The 23,567-nt window shown below is 56.7% G+C and carries 26 protein-coding genes; 11 read left to right on the forward strand and 15 right to left on the reverse strand.

The annotated features are described in order from the left end of the window. Positions 1 to 1,023, reverse strand: a complete 1,023-nt coding sequence (locus JWS10_RS05835) for a murein transglycosylase A (protein ID WP_299474858.1) — start codon at positions 1,021 to 1,023, stop codon at positions 1 to 3. 117 nt (positions 1,024 to 1,140) lie between these two features. Next, positions 1,141 to 1,800, reverse strand: a complete 660-nt coding sequence (locus JWS10_RS05840) for a Tim44/TimA family putative adaptor protein (protein ID WP_299474855.1) — start codon at positions 1,798 to 1,800, stop codon at positions 1,141 to 1,143. A 115-nt stretch (positions 1,801 to 1,915) separates the two neighbouring features. On the opposite strand from JWS10_RS05840, the gene JWS10_RS05845 reads away from it, so the two are divergent. Both JWS10_RS05845 and secB read left to right on the forward strand, forming a co-directional pair. Then, positions 1,916 to 2,383, forward strand: coding sequence for an FxsA family protein (locus tag JWS10_RS05845; protein ID WP_299505466.1), 468 nt, complete (start codon positions 1,916 to 1,918; stop codon positions 2,381 to 2,383). A 53-nt stretch (positions 2,384 to 2,436) separates the two neighbouring features. Then, positions 2,437 to 2,913, forward strand: coding sequence for a protein-export chaperone SecB (secB, locus tag JWS10_RS05850; protein ID WP_299505467.1), 477 nt, complete (start codon positions 2,437 to 2,439; stop codon positions 2,911 to 2,913). A 41-nt stretch (positions 2,914 to 2,954) separates the two neighbouring features. Here secB and JWS10_RS05855 read toward each other — a convergent pair whose 3' ends face one another. From JWS10_RS05855 to JWS10_RS05875, 5 genes are read right to left on the reverse strand one after another with little or no spacing between them, the layout of a single operon-like run. Further along, the gene (locus JWS10_RS05855) at positions 2,955 to 3,968 is read right to left on the reverse strand and encodes an NAD-dependent epimerase/dehydratase family protein (protein ID WP_299505468.1); all 1,014 of its coding nucleotides are present in this window, start codon (positions 3,966 to 3,968) and stop codon (positions 2,955 to 2,957) included. Between the two features lie 37 nt (positions 3,969 to 4,005). Next, a complete protein-coding gene (gene dnaQ, locus JWS10_RS05860; RefSeq protein ID WP_299505470.1) occupies positions 4,006 to 4,704 on the reverse strand; it encodes a DNA polymerase III subunit epsilon in 699 nt (232 codons plus the stop codon). Continuing rightward, entirely contained in the window at positions 4,697 to 5,284 is a 588-nt protein-coding gene (coaE, locus tag JWS10_RS05865; protein WP_299505471.1) for a dephospho-CoA kinase, read from the reverse strand. Before coaE ends, dnaQ begins: the two co-directional genes overlap by 8 nt. Next, positions 5,281 to 6,120, reverse strand: a complete 840-nt coding sequence (locus tag JWS10_RS05870; protein WP_299474837.1) for a shikimate dehydrogenase — start codon at positions 6,118 to 6,120, stop codon at positions 5,281 to 5,283. Before JWS10_RS05870 ends, coaE begins: the two co-directional genes overlap by 4 nt. After that, positions 6,117 to 6,716: a Maf family nucleotide pyrophosphatase gene (locus JWS10_RS05875; protein ID WP_299505473.1), complete on the reverse strand. Its 600-nt coding sequence runs from the start codon at positions 6,714 to 6,716 to the stop codon at positions 6,117 to 6,119. Before JWS10_RS05875 ends, JWS10_RS05870 begins: the two co-directional genes overlap by 4 nt. A 398-nt stretch (positions 6,717 to 7,114) precedes the next feature. On the opposite strand from JWS10_RS05875, the gene hemJ reads away from it, so the two are divergent. The 7 genes from hemJ (at position 7,115) to JWS10_RS05910 (ending at position 14,496) form a co-directional block, all read left to right on the forward strand. Beyond that, positions 7,115 to 7,564 carry a protoporphyrinogen oxidase HemJ gene (hemJ, locus tag JWS10_RS05880; RefSeq protein WP_299505475.1) on the forward strand — a complete coding sequence of 150 codons (450 nt, stop codon included), beginning with the start codon at positions 7,115 to 7,117 and terminating at the stop codon, positions 7,562 to 7,564. 126 nt (positions 7,565 to 7,690) lie between these two features. After that, on the forward strand, positions 7,691 to 8,962 hold the full coding sequence (rho, locus tag JWS10_RS05885) for a transcription termination factor Rho (RefSeq protein WP_299505476.1): 1,272 nt from the start codon (positions 7,691 to 7,693) through the stop codon (positions 8,960 to 8,962). Between the two features lie 26 nt (positions 8,963 to 8,988). After that, complete coding sequence (gene mnmE / locus JWS10_RS05890) at positions 8,989 to 10,272, forward strand: tRNA uridine-5-carboxymethylaminomethyl(34) synthesis GTPase MnmE (protein WP_299505477.1); 1,284 nt, start codon at positions 8,989 to 8,991, stop codon at positions 10,270 to 10,272. 11 nt (positions 10,273 to 10,283) lie between these two features. After that, the gene (gene mnmG / locus JWS10_RS05895; protein WP_299505479.1) at positions 10,284 to 12,155 is read left to right on the forward strand and encodes a tRNA uridine-5-carboxymethylaminomethyl(34) synthesis enzyme MnmG; all 1,872 of its coding nucleotides are present in this window, start codon (positions 10,284 to 10,286) and stop codon (positions 12,153 to 12,155) included. Beyond that, positions 12,145 to 12,771: a 16S rRNA (guanine(527)-N(7))-methyltransferase RsmG gene (gene rsmG / locus JWS10_RS05900; protein ID WP_299505480.1), complete on the forward strand. Its 627-nt coding sequence runs from the start codon at positions 12,145 to 12,147 to the stop codon at positions 12,769 to 12,771. Before mnmG ends, rsmG begins: the two co-directional genes overlap by 11 nt. Continuing rightward, positions 12,764 to 13,591, forward strand: coding sequence for a ParA family protein (locus JWS10_RS05905; protein ID WP_299505482.1), 828 nt, complete (start codon positions 12,764 to 12,766; stop codon positions 13,589 to 13,591). The genes rsmG and JWS10_RS05905 overlap by 8 nt, the downstream gene beginning before the upstream one ends. Further along, positions 13,591 to 14,496, forward strand: a complete 906-nt coding sequence (locus tag JWS10_RS05910) for a ParB/RepB/Spo0J family partition protein (RefSeq protein ID WP_299473984.1) — start codon at positions 13,591 to 13,593, stop codon at positions 14,494 to 14,496. The genes JWS10_RS05905 and JWS10_RS05910 overlap by 1 nt, the downstream gene beginning before the upstream one ends. A gap of 14 nt (positions 14,497 to 14,510) precedes the next feature. On the opposite strand, the gene hemW is transcribed toward JWS10_RS05910, so the two are convergent. Genes hemW through rph form a run of 4 tightly spaced genes read right to left on the reverse strand, consistent with a single transcriptional unit; the run spans position 14,511 to position 17,368 of the window. Next, on the reverse strand, positions 14,511 to 15,668 hold the full coding sequence (hemW, locus tag JWS10_RS05915; RefSeq protein WP_299505484.1) for a radical SAM family heme chaperone HemW: 1,158 nt from the start codon (positions 15,666 to 15,668) through the stop codon (positions 14,511 to 14,513). A 1-nt stretch (position 15,669) separates the two neighbouring features. Continuing rightward, positions 15,670 to 16,044, reverse strand: a complete 375-nt coding sequence (locus tag JWS10_RS05920) for a RidA family protein (RefSeq protein WP_299505485.1) — start codon at positions 16,042 to 16,044, stop codon at positions 15,670 to 15,672. Beyond that, on the reverse strand, positions 16,041 to 16,649 hold the full coding sequence (gene rdgB, locus JWS10_RS05925) for an RdgB/HAM1 family non-canonical purine NTP pyrophosphatase (protein ID WP_299505486.1): 609 nt from the start codon (positions 16,647 to 16,649) through the stop codon (positions 16,041 to 16,043). The genes JWS10_RS05920 and rdgB overlap by 4 nt, the downstream gene beginning before the upstream one ends. Next, on the reverse strand, positions 16,649 to 17,368 hold the full coding sequence (rph, locus tag JWS10_RS05930; RefSeq protein WP_299505488.1) for a ribonuclease PH: 720 nt from the start codon (positions 17,366 to 17,368) through the stop codon (positions 16,649 to 16,651). Before rph ends, rdgB begins: the two co-directional genes overlap by 1 nt. Positions 17,369 to 17,481: 113 nt before the next feature. Between rph and hrcA the strand changes: the two genes are divergently transcribed. Both hrcA and JWS10_RS05940 read left to right on the forward strand, forming a co-directional pair. Next, a complete protein-coding gene (gene hrcA, locus JWS10_RS05935) occupies positions 17,482 to 18,555 on the forward strand; it encodes a heat-inducible transcriptional repressor HrcA (protein WP_299473974.1) in 1,074 nt (357 codons plus the stop codon). Positions 18,556 to 18,591: 36 nt separating this feature from the next. Then, positions 18,592 to 19,125, forward strand: coding sequence for a nucleotide exchange factor GrpE (locus tag JWS10_RS05940; protein ID WP_299505489.1), 534 nt, complete (start codon positions 18,592 to 18,594; stop codon positions 19,123 to 19,125). Between the two features lie 107 nt (positions 19,126 to 19,232). Here JWS10_RS05940 and mutS read toward each other — a convergent pair whose 3' ends face one another. The 4 genes from mutS to JWS10_RS05960 all read right to left on the reverse strand — a co-directional run bounded on the left by mutS (position 19,233) and on the right by JWS10_RS05960 (position 23,538). After that, positions 19,233 to 21,887, reverse strand: coding sequence for a DNA mismatch repair protein MutS (gene mutS, locus JWS10_RS05945; protein WP_299505490.1), 2,655 nt, complete (start codon positions 21,885 to 21,887; stop codon positions 19,233 to 19,235). Positions 21,888 to 21,969: 82 nt separating this feature from the next. Continuing rightward, the gene (locus JWS10_RS05950) at positions 21,970 to 22,380 is read right to left on the reverse strand and encodes an NUDIX hydrolase (RefSeq protein WP_299505491.1); all 411 of its coding nucleotides are present in this window, start codon (positions 22,378 to 22,380) and stop codon (positions 21,970 to 21,972) included. A 9-nt stretch (positions 22,381 to 22,389) separates the two neighbouring features. After that, entirely contained in the window at positions 22,390 to 22,656 is a 267-nt protein-coding gene (locus JWS10_RS05955; protein WP_299505493.1) for a hypothetical protein, read from the reverse strand. Continuing rightward, the gene (locus tag JWS10_RS05960) at positions 22,657 to 23,538 is read right to left on the reverse strand and encodes an SPFH domain-containing protein (protein ID WP_299505494.1); all 882 of its coding nucleotides are present in this window, start codon (positions 23,536 to 23,538) and stop codon (positions 22,657 to 22,659) included. It abuts the gene before it with no gap. Positions 23,539 to 23,567: the final 29 nt, after the last annotated feature.

Here is a 23,567-nt window from a genome sequence, read left to right on the forward strand (position 1 = left end):
TCAGCCTTCCGGCAGCATGGCATAGGCACGGTCTATCGGTAGCAGCAATATCATCCGGCCACCGTCTTTGATCGTGCCAGCGGCTTCGCCTGCGTTATCGCCGGTGCCGTAGAAGATGTCGGCGCGTTGCGCGCCTTTGATGGCACCGCCGGTATCTTGGGCGACCATCAGGCTGCGAATGGGATTGTCGCCGGATTTTTCGATCCAGACCGGGACGCCTAATGGTGTGAAAGCCGGGTCGATGGCGACGGAACGCAGCGGGGTTATGCTGCGGCCCATTGCGCCGATTGGGCCTTTGTCTGACGGCAGATCGGCGATTTTGCGAAAGAAAATGTAAGATGGGTTAATCGCCAGCAGGGCGTTGCCTTCGGTCGGGTTAGAGCGAACGTATTGTTTGATGTCTTGGGCGGAGACCTGATCTGGGGTGCGCATACCGCGCGCGATCATTTCCTTGCCAACCGAGCGATAGCCATGGCCATTGCGACCTGCATAGCCGACGCGGATAACATGGCCGTTGGTCATTTTAATCCGGCCAGAGCCTTGGATTTGAAGGAAGAAAACCTCTACCGGGTCTTCGAGCCAAGCGATTTCCAAACCTCGGCCCCGCAGCGCACCGCTTTCGATGGTGGCGCGGTCGTAGTAGACTTGGCCATCTTGAAGCTCTGGTGGGCGTGCGTAGATCGGGTAGGCAAAATGCGGGGTGCGAGTGTAAGAGCCGTTCAGTTCGGGCTCGTAGTAGCCGGTGAACAGGGCGGGGGGATTGCCGATCAGCACCGGCTTGAACATCAGCTCGAAGAAGGCTTTGGCAGAGGCATCCGTGGCCCCGGCGTCGGCGGCGAGGTGGCAAATCGGCTGCCAATCGGGGGTGTCGAGTTTGTCGCAGGTATTGAGGAAAGCGGTCAGGGCAGCGCGGTGGTCGTCGTCGCCCCAGCCTTCCAACGCCTCAAAATCAAGCATCTGTGCCGGGGCGGGCGTGGCTGTCATTTGAAAGGCCAGCAGGCAGGCGGCGAGCAGCGCACGCATCCCACAAGGGCGCGTTGTGTCAATTTGACCTTGCTTGCGAAGCCGAACGCGTTTGCAGAGCAATCGCTGCCTCGGCTTCGCAAGCAAGGATTTGATTGTAAGAGGACGCAACACGCTTCAATCGCTGGTGCCGACGAGTTGCCAGTTGGGATCTTGCACGCCCATGCGGCGCGCGAAGGTCCATGTGTCCCGCTGGCGTTTGACCTCGGTTGGCGAGCCTTCGATGATTTCGCCGGCCTTGTTGCGGATCAGCGAGGTGAGCTCGCCGGTATAACGCAGGGTGATTTCGGCGGTGCGAGTGGTCGGATCGTATTCGGCATCCGACAGCGTCATTTCACGCAGGCCGAGGAAATTGGCCTCAACCGTCTGACCATCGCGTTCGCGGGCGTTGATGGCTTGGGTGAAGGAAGCCTCAACTTCATCGGCGAGGAAGGGGCGCACCGAGTCGATATCGCCGCGTTCAAACGCCATCAGGATCATCTCATAAGCGCCGCGCGCGCCGTGGAGGAATTCCCCGACCGAAAAGCCGGGCTCTGCGACCTTCATTGCGGCGAGGGCTGCGGCGGCGGGGCTACCAGCAGGAGCATGGTCGGTAATGTCGAGATCGACGCCGTCCGCCGTGGGCGCAGGCACCAGTTTCGGCTGCGGCCTAGCGGTGTCTTGCGGAACAACAGGCTTCTCAAAGCCCTCGCGCGAGCCGAGAACGGAACGCAGTTTCAGGATCAGGAACACGGCAATTCCGGCCAGAACCAGCAGTTGAATCAAGGAGGAATTCATCGGGCGCCTCAAATCGGGCCCGGGGGGTTGGTGATCCGGGCGTTGGACCCTTATGTAGGGGCTGGGGGCGGCCAAGTCTATGGTTTGGGCGCTCGAATACAGAGAGGCGACCGAGATGTGGGTTTTTGCGCTGCTTTTGGCGTGGCCGATGCTGGAAATCGGGCTGTTTGTGGTCGTGGGCGGCTGGATTGGGCTGTGGGCGACGCTGGCGTGGGTGATATTGTCGGCGATGCTGGGAATTGCGTTGATCCGCGGGCTTGGCATGAGCGCGTTGCGAGAAGTGCGCGGCGGCGGCGGTATCGCGGCACTGCAGCCGATGGCGCATAGCGCGTTGATCATGCTGAGCGGTATATTGTTGGTGCTGCCCGGATTTTTTACCGATTTTCTGGGGCTTTTATTGTTGGTGCCGTTTGTGCGGACCGGACTGATTGCGCTGCTGGCTTCGCGGGTGCAGGTGCACGGTTTTGCCGCGCGGCGGGGTCAGCCAAGGGCCGATTGGGTTGAGGCAGAATATGAAGAAGTGGTGCCGGAGCGCGATAAAATTGGCGGCACGACGCAGCCTTCGAAGTGGCGCGAGGATTGAGGCCCCCTAAATGACCTGCTAGGGATATGCAGGATTTTTCAGGGAGTGGGCTTATGGCCGAGGAAAATAACGGCGCGCCGCAGATCAAAATGTCTGTTCTGGCGCAATTCGTGCGGGATATGTCGTTTGAAAACATGGTGGCGCAAAAGGGGCTTTCGGCTTCGGAAGTGCAGCCGGACATTCAAGTGCAGGTGAGCTTGGATGCGCGGAAACGTTCGCAAGACCATCAGTTTGATATTGTGACGAAGTTCAAGGTGACCTCGAAGAACAAGGTAAACGGCGATATGCTGTTCTTGTTGGAGGTCGATTACGGCGGCATTTTCCATGTTGAAGGCGTGCCGGAAGAACAGTTGCATCCGTTCCTGATGATCGAATGTCCACGGCTGCTGTTCCCGTTCGTGCGGCGGATTATCTCGGATGTGACGCGCGACGGGGGGTTCCCGCCGCTGAACATCGACACGGTGGATTTTCTGGCGCTGTATCGGCAGGAAATTGCGCGGAGGGCGCAGCCTGCTCCGGTCGCAAACTGATTGAGACAAGGGCCGACCTTGCGGGGTCGGCCTTTGCATTGTCAGACTTGGTAGTAGTCGCGATACCAGCTGACGAAAGCCGTCATGCCGTCACGGACATTGGTTTGCGGTTGATAGTTGGTGAGGGATTTCAACAGGTTGGCGTCGGCCCAAGTGGCTACGACATCTCCGGTTTGCATCGGCATGTAATTGCGAATGGCTTTGCGACCAGTGGCGTCTTCGATGGCCTCGATGAAATCCAACAGCTTAACCTTGTCGGAATTACCGATGTTAACCACTCGGTAGGGGGCGGCCGGGGAGAGGCTGTCGCCGGGGGTGATGTCTTCGGGCGTGGCGGGGCGTTGCGGGACGGCGTCGATCAGCAGGCGAATGCCGCGCACGAGGTCATCGACATAGGTGAAGTCGCGCCACATATCGCCGTTGTTGTAGATGTCGATCGGGGTGCCGTCGAGGATGCCCTTGGTGAACTTATAGGGTGCCATATCGGGGCGGCCCCACGGGCCATATACGGTGAAAAACCGGAACATCGTGACAGGCAGGCCGTAGATATGGGCATAGGAATGTGCCATCGCCTCATTGGCTTTTTTGGTGGCGGCGTAGAAGGTGAGCGGGGTTTCGGTCTTGTGGGTCTCAAGGAACGGCATCTCGGTGTTGGCACCGTAGACCGATGAGGTGGAGGCCATCAGCAGATGCTGGACGTTGAGCTCCCGGGCGAGGTCTAGCACATTGAAGCCGCCGACGAGGTTGGCATTCAGATAAGCGCGGGGGTTTTCAAGGCTATAGCGGACACCAGCCTGGGCGGCGAGATGCACGATCACCTGGGGATTGGCTGCGCGCATCGCGGTTTCTAGGATAGACTGGTCTTCGAGCAGGGCTTCGGTGTTGGTGAAGTTTGGATTTTGTTGCAGCATCGCGAGGCGGCGCTGTTTAAGCGTGACATCGTAGTAATCGGTCATCCCGTCGTAGCCCGCGACATGAAAACCTTCTGCCAGCAGAAGTTTACACAGATGATAGCCAATGAAGCCCGCAGAGCCGGTGACGAAGATGCTTTTCATAATATCTTTCAAATAGTTAAGGAACGGTTTCGCCGTATCAAACGCGCTTTTTCCAGATGGCGGCATCACCGATTTTTTCGACAAATGCGATATGAGCGGCGATTTCAATTTCAGTCAAGCGCGACGGCAGGGGATTTGGCCTTGGGCGCGGACGCCAATCCACTTCCACGTGCGACCCGGCTGAATTGTTGCTTTGCGCGACGGGGCTGAGGCCGAAATCGGGTTGCCGGCCGCCGACGAGTTCGAGATAAACCTCTGCCAAGAGCTCGGAATCTAACAAAGCCCCGTGTTTTTCACGGCCCGAATTATCGACCCCGAAGCGACGGCAAAGCGCATCGAGTGTCGCGGGCGAGCCGGGGAATTTGCGGCGCGCAATCATCAAGGTATCGGTGGCGCGGCTGAAAGGAAGCGCGGGCAAATTGATCGCCGTTAACTCGGCGTTCAGAAATTTCATGTCAAAACTGGCGTTATGGATGATCAGTTGAGCATCACCAATGAAATCAAGGAAGGCTTGGCCAATGGCACGGAAAATCGGTTTGTCGCGCAGGAAATCATCGCCAAGACCATGCACATCGAACGCCTCTTTCGGCATTGAACGCTGCGGGTTGATGTATTGGTGATAGGTTTTGCCGGTGGGCAAGTGATTGAACAGTTCTACCGCACCAATTTCTACGATGCGATCGCCCTCGGACGGCTCGAAGCCAGTGGTTTCGGTGTCGAGAACGATCTCACGCATGGCGGGCTCGGATATGGGCAATCAGGGAGATGACATAGGCGTTGGTGGCCGCGAGGTCCAGCGTTTCAACGATGTGGGTTGCCAGGCTTCGCTTCTGGGCGTCGGGCATCTGGCGGGCAAGAAGCGTTTGGAAATCTGCCTCGGTCATGCCGGGACGTTGCATGACACGTTGTCGTTGCAGATCTGCGGGCGAGGTCACGAGGAGCGTGGCGTCAAACTCGGCTTGGTTGGATTTTTCGAACAGGAGCGGAATGTCGAGAACGGCAATGTCAGCGCTGGTGTGGGCAAGAAACGCGCTGCGATCAGCGGCGACAAGGGGGTGTACGATGGCTTCAAGTTTGGCGAGCAGAGTTGGGTCACTTGCGATATGGCGTTTCAACACCTCACGTGAAACGCTGCCCCCTGCGGTGGCTTCCGAGCAAATCGCGGTGATCGGAGCAACGGCGCCGCCGCCTTGCCGGTATAAACCGTGGACGGCGGTGTCGGCATCCCAGACCGGCAGACCGGCGGCTGCGAACATCGCGGCGGTGGTAGATTTGCCCATGCCAATCGAGCCGGTAAGGCCGAGGCGAAACGTCATGCTGCCAGCACAGCTTGGCGGGTGGCTTCGTCGACCTCGGGGCGTTGGCCAAACCAACGCTCAAAGCCGGGGGCGGCTTGGTGAAGCAACATTCCGAGGCCATCTACGATGGTGCAGCCTCTGGCCTCGGCTTCCAGAAGAAACCCAGTCTTCAGCGGGTTATAGACCAGATCGGTGACAAGTGAGTGAGATTCCAGTCCATCAAGCGGCACGCGAAACTCTGATTTACCCGACATGCCCAAAGACGTGGAGTTGATGACAGTCGCCGCGCCTTCCAGCATATTGGGTGCATGAACCCAATCATAGATGTGCAGCTTCGAGCCGAAATCGGCGCGCAAAGCTTGGGCGCGGGGCTTGGTGCGGTTCGCGATGCGAATCTCGGCTACGCCGACCTCAATCAGCGCCGCTACGATAGCGCGCGCGGCACCTCCAGCACCAAAAACCGCTGCTGGCCCCGCGGTGGGATTCCAGTTCGGAGCGTTTTGGCGCAAATTGGCGATGAAGCCCGCACCATCGGTATTGTCGGCATGAATGCGGCCGTCTTTGCGGAAGATCAGCGTATTGGCAGCGCCGATCAGAGCAGCGCGATCCGTCACCACATCGGCAATCTGCAACACCGCCTCTTTGTGCGGGATAGTGACGTTCACGCCGACGAAGCCAAGTTTTGGAAGAATTTCAAGCGCTTGTCGCAAATCTTGCGGGGCCACATCCATCGGGATGTAATGGCCTTTGATGCCATACCGCTTCAGCCAAAAGCCATGCAGCGCCGGCGAGCGGCTGTGCGCAATCGGGTGGCCAATGACACCAGCGAGCGGGATGCGGGGCAGCTCGGTCATGTTGTGATGAACCCTCTCATACCAAGATAGCCGATAAGCGGTAAAAGTGGCAGGCCAAGAATGGTGAAATAGTCGCCCTCAATTGCGGAGAACAGCCGGACGCCCTCTTCTTCGAGCTTATAGCCGCCGACAGAGGAGCGCAAACTATGCCAATTTCGCGCGAGATAGCCATCGAGATAGCTGTCGGACAGGTCACGCATCGTCAGGGAGGCTTGCGAGATATGCCGCCAAATCGGTTGACCCGCATCATAAAGCACCAGCGCGGAGATCAGTTGGTGGGTTTGGTTGCGAAACGTGGTCAGCTGCGCTCGAGCTTCGTCTGGCGTTTCGGGTTTGCCATAGGTCCGCCCCTTAAAGGCGAGCACCTGATCGCAGCCCAACACCAGAGCATCAGGGTTTTTTTCGGCAAGCTTGCGGGCTTTCATTTCGGCCAAAGCATCGGCGATGTCACGCGGACTGGCGGCGCCAGCCTCTAGCGATTGGCGGATGGCTTCTTCGTCAATCCGCGCAGGCTGTGCGCTAACCTCAAGCCCCGCATTGCGCAAAAGCTGCAGGCGGATGCTGGAGGCAGAGGCTAAAATAAGCGGGCGCGGCATCGAGGCGGCCTTGTGGATAAGCTCGGTTTGTTCCGGCGGCTGGTTTTGGGGGTAAGCCGGGTTTGGAGTGGAAAAGGCGGGATCAACGACATTTTGTCAAGCGCACAGCTGACGCTCGGCAGAATTGCCCACAATGGGATGAAGCGAAAACAAAGCTGTGTGCAGGAAAGTTATCCAGAGGCTGTGGATGCAGTCGGGTCGGTGGTAAGCAGTTTAACTGTTTGTTAATACATGACATTTATGAAGTTTCAGACCCGGTTGGATAATTGAACACATCCTAACGACTGGGGACAGAGTCTGGGAAAAGTGCTGGAATTCTGTTATCCACGGCCCCTACAACAACATCTTTCTTTCTAGAATCTATTCTTTAAGAAGAGGCTGAGAACCGAGGTGAGCCTGTGACCGATTTTCTGGCGACGTATTATCCATGGATAAAAGCGCTGCATGTGATCTCGGTGATCGCGTGGATGGCGGGGTTGTTCTATCTGCCGCGGCTGTTTGTGTATCATGTTGAGCAGGTCGAAAAGGGCTCGCCGACCGATGCCATGTTCCAAGTGATGGAGCGTCGCTTGCTGAAGGGGATTATCAACCCAGCGAGCGTGGCAAGTTGGGGGTTCGGTCTGGCTTTGGTTTTTACGCCGGGGATTGTCGATTGGAATGCGGTTTGGCCGTGGACGAAGGCCGCCTCGGTCGTCGCAATGACAGTGTTTCATGTGTGGCTGGCGCGGCGGCGGAAGGATTTTGTGGCAGACAGCAACACGGTAACCGGACGTCAGTATCGGCTGATGAACGAAGTGCCGACGCTTTTGATGGTAGTAATTGTGGCTTCGGTGATTGTTAAATTCTGAAAACCTTGACTCGGGATCATGTTGGCCTTAGTTGGGCCTCAGCGCGGCCATTCGGCCATCACGCTTTCCATTGACATTGCTGCTGTTGGCCTAAGTTTCGGGTCACGCGCCGAAGGTGAATTCCCGATGACTATTGAGCATTTGAATCTTGCGGACCTGAAAGCCAAGACGCCAGCCGAGCTGCTGGCGATGGCCGAAGAGTGGGAGATCGAAAACGCGCCGAGCATGCGCAAGGGCGAGATGATGTTCTCGATCCTGAAAGAGCATGCCGAAGAAGGCTGGGAAATCGGCGGCGACGGCGTGCTGGAAGTGCTGCAGGACGGTTTTGGTTTTCTGCGCTCGCCCTCTGCGAACTATCTGCCGGGGCCTGACGATATCTACGTCTCTCCCGATATCCTACGGCAATTCAGCTTGCGCACGGGAGATACGATTGAGGGCACCATGGCGGCCCCAAAAGAAAATGAGAAATATTTCTGTCTGATCAAGGTCACCCGGATTAACTTTGATGACCCTGAGAAGGCGCGTCACAAAGTTCACTTCGACAATTTGACGCCACTTTATCCAGATGAGCGGCTGAAAATGGAGGTCGAAGACCCCACGATCAAGGATCGTTCGGCGCGGATAATTGATTTGGTGTGTCCGATCGGCAAAGGGCAACGTGCATTGATTGTTGCACCGCCACGGACAGGTAAGACCGTGTTATTGCAGAACATTGCGCATTCGATTGCGACGAACCACCCAGAATGCTATCTCATCGTGCTTTTGATTGACGAACGGCCTGAAGAGGTCACCGATATGCAGCGTAGCGTTAAGGGCGAGGTGGTGTCTTCGACTTTTGACGAGCCTGCGACGCGGCATGTGGCTGTGGCAGAAATGGTGATCGAAAAGGCGAAGCGTTTGGTTGAACACAAGCGCGACGTGGTTATTTTGCTTGATAGCATCACTCGGCTTGGTCGCGCATTCAACACGGTTGTGCCGTCGTCTGGCAAGGTTTTGACCGGCGGCGTTGACGCCAACGCGTTACAGCGGCCAAAGCGCTTCTTTGGTGCGGCGCGGAATATTGAAGAGGGCGGTTCGCTGACCATCATCGCAACCGCCTTGATTGATACTGGCAGCCGGATGGACGAAGTGATTTTTGAAGAATTCAAAGGCACCGGCAACAGTGAGATCGTTCTGGATCGAAAAGTTGCGGATAAACGGGTGTTCCCGGCGATCGATATCCTGAAATCCGGCACACGTAAGGAAGAATTGCTGGTTGAGAAGATTGATCTGCAGAAAACCTATGTACTACGGCGGATTCTGAACCCAATGGGTACCACGGATGCGATCGAGTTCTTGATCTCGAAGTTGAAGCAGACCAAGAGTAACGGCGAGTTTTTCGAATCGATGAACGCCTAAAAGATCATTAATTCAAAGGCTTGGCTATGGACACGATTTTTGCTTTGGCCTCGGCGCGGGGTAAGGCGGGCGTTGCCGTTGTTCGGCTTTCTGGGCCTTCGGCGCATGCCGCGGTCGCAGAGTTATGTGCATTGCCCTCAGTGCGTCATGCAGCCCTACGTCAGCTAATCTGGCAAGGTGAGGTGCTGGATGAGGCTTTGGTGCTGTTATTCGAGGCAGGTGCTAGTTTTACGGGAGAGTGCAGCGCCGAACTACAACTGCACGGCAGTTTGGCGGTGGTTGCTCGGGTATTGCGTGTCCTGAGCGGGATCTCAGGACTACGGCTGGCTGAGGCCGGCGAGTTTACCCGGCGCGCCCTAGAAAATGGCCGACTTGATCTTGCGCAGGTCGAAGGGCTGGCAGATCTGATTAATGCCGAAACGGAAGCCCAACGGAAACAAGCGATGCGCGTGTTCTCGGGAGCTTTGGGGCGGCGTGTCGAGGCTTGGCGCTTGCATCTCGTGCGCGCGGCGGCGTTGATAGAGGCCACAATTGACTTTGCCGACGAAGACGTGCCTTTCGATGTCACTCCCGAAGTGCGGGACTTGATTGAGAAGCTGCTGCGTCAATTGCGCGCCGAATTAGCCGGATCGCGCGCTGCGGAGCAAATCCGGCACGGCTTTGAGGTTGCGATAGTAGGGGCGCCGAACGCTGGAAAGTCTACCCTCCTCAACGCCTTAGCCGGCAGGGAGGCGGCGATTACTTCGGAGATCGCGGGTACGACACGTGACGTGATCGAAGTCAGGATGGATATTGCTGGCTTGGCCGTGACTCTGCTTGATACCGCCGGTTTACGTGATTCGGTGGATATAGTTGAGAAGCTGGGGGTGGAGCGTGCCGTAGATCGGGCCCGGAGCGCAGATTTGCGAGTTTTCTTGATGCAGAATACCGCCGAGGCATTAATGTTGCAGCCAGAAGTCGGCGATATCGTGATTTTAGGTAAAGCAGACATTCGCACTGGAAGCGACAATGCTGTATCCGGCAAGACGGGGGTAGGTATCGACTGGCTCATCGGCGAAATTGCGCTCCGATTAAGCGACCGTGCTGCCTCTGCGGGGTTGCTGATTCGGGAACGTCAGCGTATCGCAATGGAAGCGGCCGTCGTATACTTGGAATCGGCCATAGGCGGGATGGCAAGCGCGGTCGCATTACCTGAACTAATCGCACTGGATTTGCATCGCTCGATGAGAGTCTTAGAAACTATGACGGGACGAATCGATATTGAGAATTTGCTCGACGAGATATTCTCAAGTTTTTGTATCGGAAAATGAGGTTGTTTCACGTGAAACATTTTGATGTGATCGTTATCGGGGGCGGACACGCGGGAGCCGAGGCAGCAGCGGCGTCGGCACGGATGGGCGCGCAAACTGCGTTGATTTCACTCCGGAAAAACGGCATCGGCGTTATGTCCTGCAACCCAGCTATCGGGGGCTTAGGTAAAGGCCATCTCGTCCGTGAGATAGACGCGCTTGATGGGATTATGGCTGTGGCGGCAGATCGTGCTGCGATACAATACCGACTGCTTAACCGGCGTAAGGGTCCGGCGGTGCAAGGCCCGCGGGCGCAGGCGGATCGAAAGCTGTATCGCGCGGCGATAATTGATTTTCTAATGGCAGAGGAAAATCTGACGATCATAGAAGGCGAGGTCACTGAGGTGATGCAATCCAGAGGTCGAGTGACTGGTGTAAAGCTTGCAGAATCAATTGAGCTGACGTCAACGGCCGTGGTATTGACAACTGGCACGTTTCTGAATGGAATTATGCATGTCGGTGCTGAAAAGCAGCCCGGCGGGCGGGTCGGCGACAGACCCTCGGTCCGATTGGCTGCGCAACTCGACGGCTTCGGACTGGTTCGAGGACGCTTGAAGACCGGGACGCCTCCACGATTGGATGGGGACACAATCGCGTGGGACCAGTTGGAAATGCAGCCGGGCGACGACGATCCAGTCGTGTTTTCTTTTATGAACAAATCGCCGCAAGTGCGACAAATCGCATGTGCGATAACTCATACGAATGAACAAACACATGATATTGTACGGAGCAATCTAAATCTTTCGGCTATGTACGGCGGGCACATAGACGGGGTGGGACCACGGTATTGTCCCTCGATAGAAGATAAAATTGTGCGGTTCGCCGAAAAGGCATCGCACCAGGTTTTCTTGGAGCCTGAGGGTCTTGACGATAGCACTGTTTATCCAAACGGAATTTCAACTTCGTTGCCGTTTAATGTGCAAGAAGCTTATGTCCGGTCAATCAAGGGCCTTGAAAATGTCCGAATAACTCAGCCCGGATATGCGATCGAATACGACTATTTTGATCCCCGTGACCTAGACTTGTCACTTCAAGTTAAATCTGCGCCTGGGCTATTCCTCGCTGGGCAGATAAACGGGACCACAGGATACGAAGAAGCAGCGGCTCAAGGACTGCTCGCGGGGCTGAACGCCGCGGCGCTGGCTATTTCTAAGGACGCCATTCAGTTTAGTCGGACTGACAGCTATATTGGTGTCATGGTTGACGATCTTACCTCACGCGGTGTTACTGAGCCATATCGCATGTTTACTTCGCGAGCAGAATATCGATTGACGCTACGGGCTGACAACGCCGACCAACGGCTCACTCCGAAAGGAATTGAGCTTGGATGCGTTAGGGCCGCGCGTGAGCAGCGCTATGCACAAAAACACGAACGGCTTATGGCCGCTGCCGATCTGTTAGAGAGTAAAAGCTTTTCACCGTCAGAATTGACGAAGGTGGGCGTTGGGGTAAGCTTAGACGGAACTCGTCGCACAGCCAAAGCGATAATGGCGTTTCCTGACGTCTTAGAAGGCCAAATCGACCGGCTGGTGCCAGAATTTTCTGCTTTCTCCGCTGAAATCCGAAAGCAAACCGCGACGGACGCGCTATACTTACAATATAGCCAACGCCAAAATGCGGATATCACCATGCTCAGGCGCGAGGAGGCTGCGGAAATCCCCCCTAATTTCGCATTCACGGGGTTGCCTGGGTTATCAGCGGAGCTTGCGGCAAAGCTGTCGCGCCTTCGACCTGCAAATTTAGCGCAGGCTGGCCGAATAGAGGGAATGACGCCGGCAGCGCTGACACTCATTTTGGCGCATCTCCGCAAGCGCAGGCGAGAGGCGTTGAAAAGTGAGGTTTGAAAACGAAGTGCTGCCGGGTTGGCTGAATGTTTCACGTGAAACGTTCAGCAAACTGGTTGAGTTTAGCAATCTCGTAGAAAAGTGGAATCCGGCTATTAATTTGGTTTCCAAAGGCGGTGTCGCCGATCTCTGGCAGCGACACGTCATCGACTCGGCGCAACTCGTTTTTCATATACCTGAGGATGCGGCACTTTACTGCGATCTAGGCAGTGGTGGCGGCTTCCCTGGGATAATTATGGCTGTTCTGGCAGAAGAATTTGTCCCCGAAATGCATGTCGTACTGGTCGAATCTGACCGGCGCAAATCTGTATTTCTTGCCGAGGCGGCTCGGCATCTTGGCATAAGCCCAGTGATTAAAACCGAACGCATTCAAGATCTTGCGCCGCAAAATGCCGACGTTTTGACGGCGCGAGCATTGGCGCCCTTTTCAGAACTGTGTGGCCTTGCGAGTCGCCACCTGCGATCGTCTGGCTTGGCGTTATTTCCGAAAGGTGCCAACGCACAGCAAGAGCTTCAAGTAGCTCAGGTAGGCTGGTTGTTCGACCACACCGAAATTCCAAGCCGTACGAATCCTGATGCGGTTATATTTTCAGTGCGAAATATTCGCCATGCGTAGGTCCGTGAATGACGCTGGCCCGAGGATATTCTCGATCGCCAACCAGAAGGGCGGTGTCGGAAAAACCACCACCGCGATTAATCTTGCTGCAGCATTGGTGGAGCTTGGTGCGCGCGTACTGCTGGTGGACTTAGACCCACAAGGCAATGCCTCAACGGGCCTCGGCTTTGCTCCGACGGATCGCATCAAGACGACGTATGATCTGCTCGTGGACGAGCAACCGCTTGTTGACACTGTGGTCCCTACGGAATTTCCCGGTCTGTTGCTATGTCCTTCCAGCGCCGATTTGTCTTCGGCCGATATTCAGCTCATTTCTAACGAAAAGCGCAGTTTTCTGCTTCATGATGCGTTGAGAGAGCCGCAGGTAGCGACACTCAGCCTTGATTTTATCCTTATTGACTGCCCTCCGTCGCTCAGCGTGCTGACGGTGAATGCCATGGTTGCCAGCCACGCAGTGTTGGTGCCGCTGCAAGCCGAGTTTTTTGCGCTGGAGGGGCTTTCTCAGCTGATGTTGACGATCCGAGACGTTAGGCGCAGTGCCAATCCGGATTTGCGGATTGAGGGCGTGGTGCTCACGATGGTAGACAGCCGCAACCGCCTTTCGCAGCAGGTTGAACAGGATGCGCGCGGCACGCTGGGAGACTTGGTGTTCAAAACCATGATTCCGCGAAATGTTCGCTTGAGCGAGGCTCCGTCTTACGCGCAACCGGTTCTCAGTTATGATGGCGCGTCGAAGGGCGCTGAAGCTTACCGGGCGCTCGCCGCTGAGGTTCTTCAGCGCAATCCGATCAGGCATCGATTCAAAGAAGAGGCAGTCTAATGGACAAAAAATTTGATCGGCGCGGTCTTAATCGCGGGCTGTCGGCTTTGATGGCGGACGTCAACCTTGATGTCGCATCTGCGCTGCCTGACGCTCGTCGCTCAGAGTTAAGCCTGCCGATTGAAAAAATCGTTCCAAATCCCGACCAGCCACGGCGGGACTTTCCGGCTCAGGCTTTAAGAGAGCTCGCGGACTCCCTCCTGCAGAAGGGTGTTATCCAGCCGCTTATTGTGCGGAAAAAGTCGAATGAGGATCTCTACGAGATTGTCGCAGGAGAGCGCCGTTGGCGTGCGGCTCAGATGGCCCAACTCCATGAATTGCCAGTGATTATCAGAGAATTTAGCGACTCTGAGGTTTTGGAAATTGCCATTATTGAGAACATACAGCGCGCCGAATTGAACTCTATTGATGAAGCGTTCGCGTACCGGCAGTTGATGGATAAGTTTGGTCATACTCAGGAAAAAATTGCCGAAGCGCTGTCGCGAAGCCGTAGTCACATTGCCAATCTGCTTCGGTTGTTAACGCTGCCTCACGATGTTCAAGAAATGGTCAAGTCGGGTACTCTGTCCGCGGGGCACGCGCGGGCTTTGATCACGACGGCAAACGCTACCGAGCTCGCCCTTCAGGTGGTTGGTCGTGGCCTTTCCGTGCGCGACACAGAAGAGCTGGTGCGTAAATCTGCGATTGATCCCGCCAAGCGACGCGCACTTAGACAGCGCGGGGAGAAAGACGCTGACACCAAAGCGCTTGAGTTGGATCTTTCTGCAAATCTTCACATGGGGGTGCAGATTGACCATCTCCAAGGCGGCGATGGTGGCAAGGTTACGATCAGTTATCGCTCACTTGAGCAGCTTGATCTGCTATGCCGGGTGTTATCCGCCATTCCCCGAGACGCAGAGTTTTAGGCGCGCGCGTCGCGCTATTCGGTTGCGAGTTCGCGCAAAACCGCGTTCAGAACCAGCCGTCCGCCGGGCGTGGCTTGCAGTCGATCATTGTCGGAATTGATCATGCCCAAATCCATCAAGCCTTTGATTCTATGAGGGTTTAGCGAAGTTCCCGAGATCTGGCGGTGACGCTGCAAATCGAGACCTTCGTTTAGGCGGAGCGACATCAGCAAATACTCCAAGCCGTGTTCTTCAGCCGAAAGCGCACTGCGCGGCAGCTCGGGCATCATGCCGCGCTCCACCATATTCAGCCATAGCGCAGGTGACTTCGGTGCCTCAGTCGCCCACCTGGTGCCAAGCAAAGTAAGCCTCCCGTGTGCGCCCGGGCCGATACCAACGTAGTCGCCGCCGCGCCAATAAATTAGATTGTGCCGCGATTCGCTTCCGGGTCTAGCGTGATTTGAAATTTCGTACGGCGGCAGACCAGCCTTTTCGCATAGTTCCTGCGTAAGTTCGAACATCTCGGCGGAAAGATCTTCACTCGGCAGGCCCTTCAGCCCGCCCTTGGCAAATCTATCTGCAAAAGCGGTGCCGTCCTCAATGGTCAGCTGGTACAGCGACAGGTGATCAATCGCCAATTCCAGTGCGCGACCCAGTTCTTCGCGCCAAGCGGTCAAGGTTTGGTCCTGCCGTGCATAGATGAGATCAAAGCTAACTCTGTCAAAGCAAGACCGAGCGATTTCAAATGCTTGGCGGGCTTCCTCGGCAGTGTGTCTGCGGCCAAGGCGACGCAGATCCGCGTCGTTCATCGCCTGCATGCCCATCGATATTCGCGTTACACCTGCTTGTTGGAAACCCCGGAAGCGACCCGCCTCCACCGATCCCGGATTGGCCTCCAACGTGATTTCGGGGTCATTAGACATCGGCCAAGTCGCGCGAATGCGTTCGATAATAGCCACAACAAGTTCTGGAGCCATCAGGGATGGGGTGCCGCCACCAAAGAACACTGAGTTCAAAATGCGGCCTTGGGTTTCGCGCCCCAAGCGATCAATTTCGGACAGATAAGCCCGCTGCCACTGGGTTTGGTCGATATGACTCGCTACGTGGCTGTTGAAATCGCAATAGGGGCATTTCGATTCGCAGTACGGCCAATGCAGGTACAGGCCGAAACCACCGTGTTGCCAATCTTCCATCTCAGCCCTTAAACGCGGTAATTTCAATTTCGATTTTCATCTCGGGGCGGATCAGACCAGCAATAATCATCGTCGCTGCAGGTCTGATGTGACCTAAGTTATCCGCAAGCATCGGCGCAATGGCTTCAACCATATCGGCAGCAATGACAGTGTATTGCACCCGAACGATATCAGCCATTTCGAAGCCGGCTTCGGTTAAAACGGTGCCGATTGTTGCAAAACAGTTGCTGGTTTGCGCTGCCACATCATCCGGTATCTGCATGTTTGCGTAATCGTAGCCCGTCACGCCAGACATAAAGCACCAGCCGCCTTTTATCACGGCACGGCTGTAACCCATGGTTTTCTCAAAGGGTGATCCGGTCGAAATACGTTTCATTTGAAGCATCCGTCCACAAGCTTGCGAAACGCATCGGCGCGATGGCTGATCTGGTTCTTTTCCCAGCGATCCATCTCTCCAAACGTTTGCGCACTTCCCAAGGGCTGAAAAATTGGATCGTAGCCGTGGCCCTGATTTCCGCGCATTGGCCAAACGATCTGACCCGGCATGACGCCTTCAAACACTTCGTCATGGCCATCCGGCCAGGCCAAAACAAGCGTACACCGAAACTGAGCAAGTCTGGGTTCCGGTGCGGCAATGGCCTCAAGCTTGCTCCACGTATTTGTCATCGCCAGGGCAAAATCTCGGCCGGTGGGGGTTTCTGCCCAGTCAGCCGTATAGACGCCGGGCGCGCCACCTAAAGCGTCAATGGTAATGCCCGAGTCATCTGACAAAGCAGGCAACCCTGTCGCACGCGCCGCTGCATGGCCTTTGATGCGGGCGTTTCCAACGAAACTGTCTTCGGTCTCTGCGGGTTCCGGTAAGCCGAAATCAGCCGCCGATACGACAGAAATACCCAGCGGTTCCAGCAGCTTGGCAATTTCCTCAAGCTTTCCGCGATTGTGCGTCGCCACCAAAAGCCGATCACCTGAGAATTTACGCATCACACGATACCCAAAGCTGCTTTCTGTGCGGCGATCAAACCGGCGGCACCAGCCTCGGCCAAATCGAGCAACTCGCCCATCTCGTCTCGCGAAAAAGTTGCGCCCTCGGCTGACATCTGCACTTCGATGATCCGGCCGCGCCCGGTCAGAACGAAATTGCCATCGGTCCCCGCCGCAGAATCCTCGGGATAATCCAAGTCCAACACGGGCTGCCCAGCATATATGCCGCAAGATACCGCCGCAACATGATCAATCATCGGATCACTGAAAATAATACCGGCTTTCAGCAACTTGTTCATCGCCAAACGCAACGCAACCCAGCCGCCCGTGATCGAGGCACAGCGGGTGCCGCCATCGGCTTGCAGCACGTCGCAGTCAATCACGATCTGGCGCTCGCCCAAAGCCGAGCGATCAACCCCAGCCCGCAAAGCCCGTCCAATAAGTCTTTGAATCTCTTGGGTTCTGCCTGACTGCTTGCCCGCCGCAGCCTCGCGGCGAACCCGTGTATTGGTAGCCCTTGGCAACATGCCATATTCGGCCGTCACCCAACCTAGCCCGGTATTTTTCAGAAACGGCGGTGCTTTGTCTTCGATAGTCGCCGAGCACAGCACATGAGTTTCGCCCATCTTGATCAGGCAAGAGCCTTCAGCGTGCTTCATCACGCCGATTTCAATGTAAACCGGGCGCATTTCGTTCAATTTCCGACCAGAAGGGCGCATCATATTATCCTTTTCGCTTTGTTCCAAATAGTCCTTGGGCCGCATCTGATGCAACCCTCCATTGACGTTCGCGCCGCAGCCTCCTTAATGAAGCCAACAGCAGGGACTTTTCGATGACCACCAATGGCACTAAGATCCTGTCCGAGATGAATGATCGCTCTCGCGAAGTGTTTCGCCGCGTCGTCGAAGGCTATTTGGCATCGGGTGATCCCGTGGGCTCGCGAACTTTGACGCGCAGCATGTCCGAACGGCTGTCGGCGGCCACGATCCGTAACGTGATGCAAGACCTGGAGCTTTTGGGCCTGCTGGACAGCCCGCATATTTCGGCGGGTCGAATACCAACTCAAAAGGGTCTGCGGATGTTCGTAGATGGTTTGCTTGAGGTTGGCGCGGTTGCCGCTGAAGACCGGCAATTGATCGACACCGCCTCTGCGAGCAATGATCAGGACATCACAAGCCTGCTGGACCATATCGGCGGCACGCTCTCTGGCATCACCAAAGGCGCCACGGTGGTGCTTGCGCCCAAGGCCGAGGCACCGATTCGCCACATTGAATTTGTCAGCCTCGCCGCCGATCGGGCTTTGGTGGTACTGGTGTTCGCCAACGGCCATGTGGAAAACCGCGTTTTCACCCCGCCGCCCGGTCAAACGCCGTCTTCGATGCGCGAAGCCGCGAATTTTCTCAATGCGCTTGCTGAAGGCAAAACCCTCTCCGAGTTGCGGCGCAGTATAGGCCAAGAAATTGCCACCCGGCGTCAGGAAATTGATTCGCTTGCGCGGGCGCTGGTCGAAAGTGGCATTGCCCTGTGGGATAATTCCGACGAACATTCCGAGCGGTTGATCGTGCGTGGCCGTTCTAATCTGATCGAAAACTCTGCCGAAGCTCAAGACATTGACCGCATTCGTATCCTGTTCGACGACCTTGAACGCAAGCGCGACATCGCTGATTTCCTTGAACTGGCCGAAACTGGCGAAGGTGTGCGCATATTTATCGGTTCTGAGAACAAACTCTTTTCACTTTCGGGTTCCTCTCTGGTGGTCTCTCCCTATATGAACGCTGATCGAAAGATCATTGGCGCGGTGGGCGTGATCGGACCGACCCGGCTGAACTATGGCCGGATTGTTCCGATTGTCGATTACACCGCACAACTGGTCGGCAGGCTTTTGTCCGAACGCGGTTCGGGCTAAAGCAGCCCAAAGCGGAACGGAATGTAAGGAAAGACGATGGCGCAGGAAAATACCGCCCCAGAGAACGGCGATCTCGAAGGGCTCGAAGATTTTGTCGCAGCTGACGAAATGGAAACGCTGCGCGCCGAGCGGGATGAAATGCGCGACCGTTTCATGCGCGCGTTGGCTGATGCCGAAAACGCCCGCAAGCGCGGTGAGCGTGATCGGCGCGAGGCGGAGCAATACGGCGGCTCAAAACTCGCGCGTGACATGCTGCCGGTTTACGACAACTTGAAGCGCGCGCTTGATGCGGCGTCCGACGATACACGCGCGCAGGCTCCGGCCCTGATTGAGGGGTTAGAGTTGACCATGCGCGAACTGACCAACGTGCTCAAAAAACACGGCGTGGATGAGATCAATCCTGAAGTTGGCGCGGTTTTCGATCCGCAGCTGCATCAAGCGATGTTTGAAGCGCCGCTGCCCGACACCAAAGCTGGCCAGATCATTCAAGTTCTGGGCGTGGGCTTCATGCTGCATGACCGCCTGCTGCGTCCAGCGCAGGTCGGCGTATCTTCGAACAACCAAGGCTGATTTGCTGTTGGCATCGGAGGGTCTAACACCCTCCAAGTCACATTGGCCTCGAGCCAATGTGACAGACCTTCCGTGAGCTATCCGAGCCCAGGCGGAAGCGAATTAGTTTAAGTTTTCAGCATTTCTTTTAGTTCATAGACCAGCCGCAGCGCCTGTATTGGCGTCAGGTCATCCGGCAGCACGTCTTTCAGCGCCGCTTCCACCTTTGAAGCTTTCACAATGGTTTTTGGTGCAGGCGGGGGCATGGCACGGAACAGTGGCAGATCGTCAATCAGCGCCTTTTGCCGCAAGCCACCTTCGCGCTCGCCTGATTCCAAAGCCTCCAACACCACTTTTGCCCGCTCAATCACCGATGCAGGCAATCCCGCCAGCCGGGCTACTTGCACGCCATAGCTGCGATCTGCGGCTCCCTTTTTGACTTCATGCAGGAAGATAACCTCTCCGTCCCATTCTTTGACGGTCACGGTGGCGTTTTCCACCCCGTCGAGCTTGGCGGAAAGCGCCGTCATTTCGTGGTAATGCGTGGCGAACAATGCGCGACAGCGGTTGGTTTCGTGCAGATGCTCCATGGTTGCCCAAGCAATCGACAGCCCGTCATAGGTTGCCGTGCCGCGGCCGATTTCATCGAGAATGACCAAAGCGCGGTCATCGGCTTGGTTGAGAATTGCCGCAGTTTCGACCATTTCCACCATGAAGGTAGAGCGTCCACGCGCCAGATCATCCGAAGCGCCAACCCGGCTGAACAACTGGCTGACCAGACCGATATGCGCCGCAGATGCTGGCACAAAGCTGCCCGCCTGCGCCAACAGGGCAATCAGCGCGTTTTGACGGAGGAAGGTCGATTTACCCGCCATATTCGGCCCGGTCAGCAGCCAGATTGCCGGAGTTTTATCCTCGGTCAGCGCGCAGTCATTTGCCACAAACGCAGCCCCACTTTGCCTGCGCAGAGCCCGCTCCACCACCGGGTGCCGCCCGCCTGTCACGTTAAAGGCGTGGCTGTTATCGACGCGGGGTTGCGTCCAGTTTTCCGCGGCCGCAAGATCAGCAAGCGCGCCGCTGAGGTCGATCTCAGCCAAGCCACGCGCGGCCGCTCCGATTGGGCCGGATTGGTCCAAAATGGCCGCCTTCAGTGCTTCGTAGTGGCGCTTTTCGATTTCCAGCGCGTGATTGCCTGCGTTGAGGATCTTGGTTTCGATCTCGTTCAGCGGCAGCGTGGTGAAGCGCACCTGATTGGCGGTGGTTTGGCGATGAATGAACGTCTCGGCCAACTCCGGCGTGAACATCCGTTCAGCGTGAGTTGTGGTGGTTTCGATGAAGTAGCCAAGCACGTTGTTATGCTTGATTTTAAGGCTTTGGACGCCTGACAGCGTGATATATTCGGCCTGCATCTGCGCGATAACGCCTCGGCCTTCGTCACGCAGGCGGCGGGTTTCGTCGAGTTCGGCATCATAACCCGCCGCGATATAGCCGCCATCGCGCGCCATCAGCGGTGGCTCTGCGATTAGGGCTTCGTCCAGCAAGTCAATTAGCGGGCCGTGGCCGACCAACGATTTCGCAGCATCGCCGAGCAGAGACGGCACCTCTGACAACCGCGAGGCGATGCTTTGAGCTTGGGTCAGTCCGGCGCGAATTGCGGTCAGATCGCGAGGGCCGCCGCGATCTAGGGCGAGGCGCGACAAGGCGCGATCAATATCCGGCACACGGCGCAAATCGGCGCGCAGATCTTCGCGCAGTCGGCTTTGCTCCAGCAAAAATCGCACCGCCTCAAGGCGCTGGTGGATCACCGACAGATCGCGTGAGGGGCTGGACAGCCGACGTTCCAGCAGACGCGCGCCCGCAGCGGTGACCGTGCGATCTACTGCGGCGAGCAGTGAGCCTTCGCGACCGCCGGACAGGGCTTGGGTGATCTCCAAGTTGCGCCGGGTTGAGGCATCAATCTGCATCGCGCTGTTGGGGGTTTCGCGCAGAGGCGGTCGCAAGAGTGGAAGTTTGCCGCGTTGGGTGAGGTCAAGATAATCAACCAGCGCGCCCATCGCCGAGATTTCTGCCCGCCCGAACGTGCCAAAAGCGTCGAGCGAACCGACGTTCCATAGACTGCGCAGTCGTTTCTCCGAGCTGGTCGAATCGAAGCTACCGCGTGACAGGGCGGTAAGCGCCGCGCCCGATTCAGTCACCAATAAGGCCAGATCGCCCTCCCGCGCTTCCGAAACCAGTACTTCACGCGGGGACAGCCGCGCAAGTTCCGGGGCCAGCCGCACTTCCGGGCAAGGCATCACGCGCATCTCACCGGTTGAGATATCCACCCAAGCCAAAGCGCCGTCCTCGCGGACATCTGCGAACGCGACGAGGTAATTGTGCCGCCGCGCCTCTAGCAAGGAATCTTCGGTTAGCGTGCCTGGCGTCACCAACCGCACCACGGCGCGACGGACAACTGACTTATAGCCGCGTTTTTTCGCCTCGGCGGGGTCTTCCATCTGCTCGGCAATCGCGACGCGAAAGCCTTTTCGGATCAGCGTCAGAAGATAGCCCTCCGAGGCATGATAAGGCACGCCGCACATCGAAATCGGCTCGCCTTGGTGAAAGCCGCGTTTGGTCAGCGCAATGTCCAAAGCCTCGGCTGCGGCCACGGCATCGTCGAAGAACATCTCATAGAAATCGCCCATCCGGTAAAACAGCAACGCGCCGGGGTCTTGCGCTTTGATCTCTAGATATTGCGCCATCATCGGCGTTACGGTGTCGTCGCTCACATTCATCCCCCTCATCGCGCCTTACCCTACAAAACGGTGACAGCGACGGAAAGGCTTGATGCGTTTGCGGCGCAGGGCGGCGGTGCAATCGTGCGGGTCACAGATGTGGCAGTGCAGCCGAAATGCGTCGTTGGAGTTCCGGGATGGCGTTCGGGTGGGCTAGGTATTCGGCGAGCGGCATCATTTGCCAATACTGTCCCTCATCGCCAAAGCGAATGGCGGTGATTTCTGCCGAAGAGATATGACCTGCGAAAAACACCGACAGACGGGTGGCGTCGATCATGCTGGGCCAGACTTGCCGCCAAATCAGCCGATCCGGCGGAAAATGAAGTCCGAACTCCTCATGCAATTCGCGCAGCACGCAGGTTTCGGGTGTTTCATCACCTTCGCGACCGCCGCCCGGAAGATCCCACTTCGCGCGCCACGGCAAACCGGGCTTGTCATCGCGCAGATAGGTCAGCAAGGCATCGCCACACAGCAGCGCCACCTTGCAACCCATGAAATCCATCAGCGCGGCTCAGTTGTCATTGATGTCTTTGTCCCACAGTTTGACCTGGCCCTTTTGCGCGCCGAGCGTGGCGCGCAGGCCGATCCAAGACGCCAGCGACAGCAGGGCAAAGATTAACAGCAGCAGAGGCAAGCTGACCGATAGGCCGATGCCAAGCAGAATCCCCGTCAGCACCGCGCCGAGTGCGAAGCCCAAGAAGATAAAGCCGGGTAGCAGCACCTCTGCCACGCCCAAGGCAAAGCCGCCCGCAATCCAAACCCACCAGACATTCCACATTTAAGTCCGCCCTTTCAGCATTTTGAACGCATCACCAAACGCCTCCAAAGCCTGCGCTGGTACGATGATCATTTGTTTTCCGGCACCCTGGCCAACGGTCGTCAGCGCCTCAACCTGTTTCAGCGCAACCTGATACTGCGCGGCCTCAATGCCGTTTTCCTTGATCGCGCCTGCAATGACTTCGGTTGCATAGGCCTCGGCATCGGCCAGAACGCGACGGGCTTTCGCACCTTGTTCAGCTGCGTAAAGTTCGGCGTCGGCATTCAGTTCAACCGCACGCTTTTTACCCTCGGCCTCGGTGACTTGTGCGCGGCGGGCGCGTTCGGCGTTCAACTGCTGCATCATGGCGTGGCGAGTGGCTTCATCCAGCGACACGTCCAGAATCTCGGCGCGAGTCACTTCGATGCCCCAATCTTCGACCATTGCGCGCACATGCTGGTGAATATTGGCGGTCAGTTCGTTGCGGTTGGATTGCACTTGGTCAAGTTCCATCTTGCCGATTTCCGAGCGCACGATACCAGCAACGGTGGTGGCAATCGCAGAGTCCACATCTTTGATCCGGTAAACCGTCTTTTCAGGCGAGATCACCCGGTAGAACACCGATGTTTCAACTTTGACCAGCACGTTATCAGTGGTGATTGCGTCTTGATGCGCGGTGGGCAACTGGCGTTCCAGAATGGATATTTTATGCGCGACACGATCAAGAAACGGCACAGTAAAGTTTATGCCCGGCCCGAGAACTGAGCGCAGGCGGCCGAGCCGTTCAACTACAAACTTTTCACTTTGCGGCACGATGCGGATAGCTTTGAATAAAGCGACGATGATAAAAAGCGCAATCGCCAGAAAAACGGCGCCGCTGCCAAGGAATTGGTCGAAATTCATAAATGACTCCTGTTTCAATCGAAATGAGG

This window comes from Cypionkella sp. (genome assembly GCF_028290025.1).
Lineage (GTDB): Bacteria > Pseudomonadota > Alphaproteobacteria > Rhodobacterales > Rhodobacteraceae > Cypionkella.

What these genes read in the sequence shown, in the direction of transcription:
- JWS10_RS05875 (WP_299505473.1), bottom strand. Translation starts at nt 6,716, where the DNA reads ATGCCGCGCCCGCTTATTTTAGCCTCTGCCTCCAGCATCCGCCTGCAG.
- JWS10_RS05960 (WP_299505494.1), bottom strand. Translation starts at nt 23,538, where the DNA reads ATGAATTTCGACCAATTCCTTGGCAGCGGCGCCGTTTTTCTGGCGATT.
- mutS (WP_299505490.1), bottom strand. Translation starts at nt 21,887, where the DNA reads ATGAGGGGGATGAATGTGAGCGACGACACCGTAACGCCGATGATGGCG.
- rho (WP_299505476.1), top strand. Translation starts at nt 7,691, where the DNA reads ATGACTATTGAGCATTTGAATCTTGCGGACCTGAAAGCCAAGACGCCA.
- rph (WP_299505488.1), bottom strand. Translation starts at nt 17,368, where the DNA reads ATGCGCCCTTCTGGTCGGAAATTGAACGAAATGCGCCCGGTTTACATT.
- dnaQ (WP_299505470.1), bottom strand. Translation starts at nt 4,704, where the DNA reads ATGCGTGAGATCGTTCTCGACACCGAAACCACTGGCTTCGAGCCGTCC.
- JWS10_RS05835 (WP_299474858.1), bottom strand. Translation starts at nt 1,023, where the DNA reads ATGCGTGCGCTGCTCGCCGCCTGCCTGCTGGCCTTTCAAATGACAGCC.
- JWS10_RS05840 (WP_299474855.1), bottom strand. Translation starts at nt 1,800, where the DNA reads ATGAATTCCTCCTTGATTCAACTGCTGGTTCTGGCCGGAATTGCCGTG.
- mnmE (WP_299505477.1), top strand. Translation starts at nt 8,989, where the DNA reads ATGGACACGATTTTTGCTTTGGCCTCGGCGCGGGGTAAGGCGGGCGTT.
- coaE (WP_299505471.1), bottom strand. Translation starts at nt 5,284, where the DNA reads ATGACGTTTCGCCTCGGCCTTACCGGCTCGATTGGCATGGGCAAATCT.
- JWS10_RS05940 (WP_299505489.1), top strand. Translation starts at nt 18,592, where the DNA reads ATGGCGCAGGAAAATACCGCCCCAGAGAACGGCGATCTCGAAGGGCTC.
- secB (WP_299505467.1), top strand. Translation starts at nt 2,437, where the DNA reads ATGGCCGAGGAAAATAACGGCGCGCCGCAGATCAAAATGTCTGTTCTG.
- JWS10_RS05905 (WP_299505482.1), top strand. Translation starts at nt 12,764, where the DNA reads ATGCGTAGGTCCGTGAATGACGCTGGCCCGAGGATATTCTCGATCGCC.
- JWS10_RS05910 (WP_299473984.1), top strand. Translation starts at nt 13,591, where the DNA reads ATGGACAAAAAATTTGATCGGCGCGGTCTTAATCGCGGGCTGTCGGCT.
- hrcA (WP_299473974.1), top strand. Translation starts at nt 17,482, where the DNA reads ATGACCACCAATGGCACTAAGATCCTGTCCGAGATGAATGATCGCTCT.
- JWS10_RS05950 (WP_299505491.1), bottom strand. Translation starts at nt 22,380, where the DNA reads ATGGATTTCATGGGTTGCAAGGTGGCGCTGCTGTGTGGCGATGCCTTG.
- JWS10_RS05855 (WP_299505468.1), bottom strand. Translation starts at nt 3,968, where the DNA reads ATGAAAAGCATCTTCGTCACCGGCTCTGCGGGCTTCATTGGCTATCAT.
- JWS10_RS05845 (WP_299505466.1), top strand. Translation starts at nt 1,916, where the DNA reads ATGTGGGTTTTTGCGCTGCTTTTGGCGTGGCCGATGCTGGAAATCGGG.
- JWS10_RS05920 (WP_299505485.1), bottom strand. Translation starts at nt 16,044, where the DNA reads ATGAAACGTATTTCGACCGGATCACCCTTTGAGAAAACCATGGGTTAC.
- rdgB (WP_299505486.1), bottom strand. Translation starts at nt 16,649, where the DNA reads ATGCGTAAATTCTCAGGTGATCGGCTTTTGGTGGCGACGCACAATCGC.
- hemW (WP_299505484.1), bottom strand. Translation starts at nt 15,668, where the DNA reads ATGGAAGATTGGCAACACGGTGGTTTCGGCCTGTACCTGCATTGGCCG.
- JWS10_RS05955 (WP_299505493.1), bottom strand. Translation starts at nt 22,656, where the DNA reads ATGTGGAATGTCTGGTGGGTTTGGATTGCGGGCGGCTTTGCCTTGGGC.
- JWS10_RS05870 (WP_299474837.1), bottom strand. Translation starts at nt 6,120, where the DNA reads ATGACCGAGCTGCCCCGCATCCCGCTCGCTGGTGTCATTGGCCACCCG.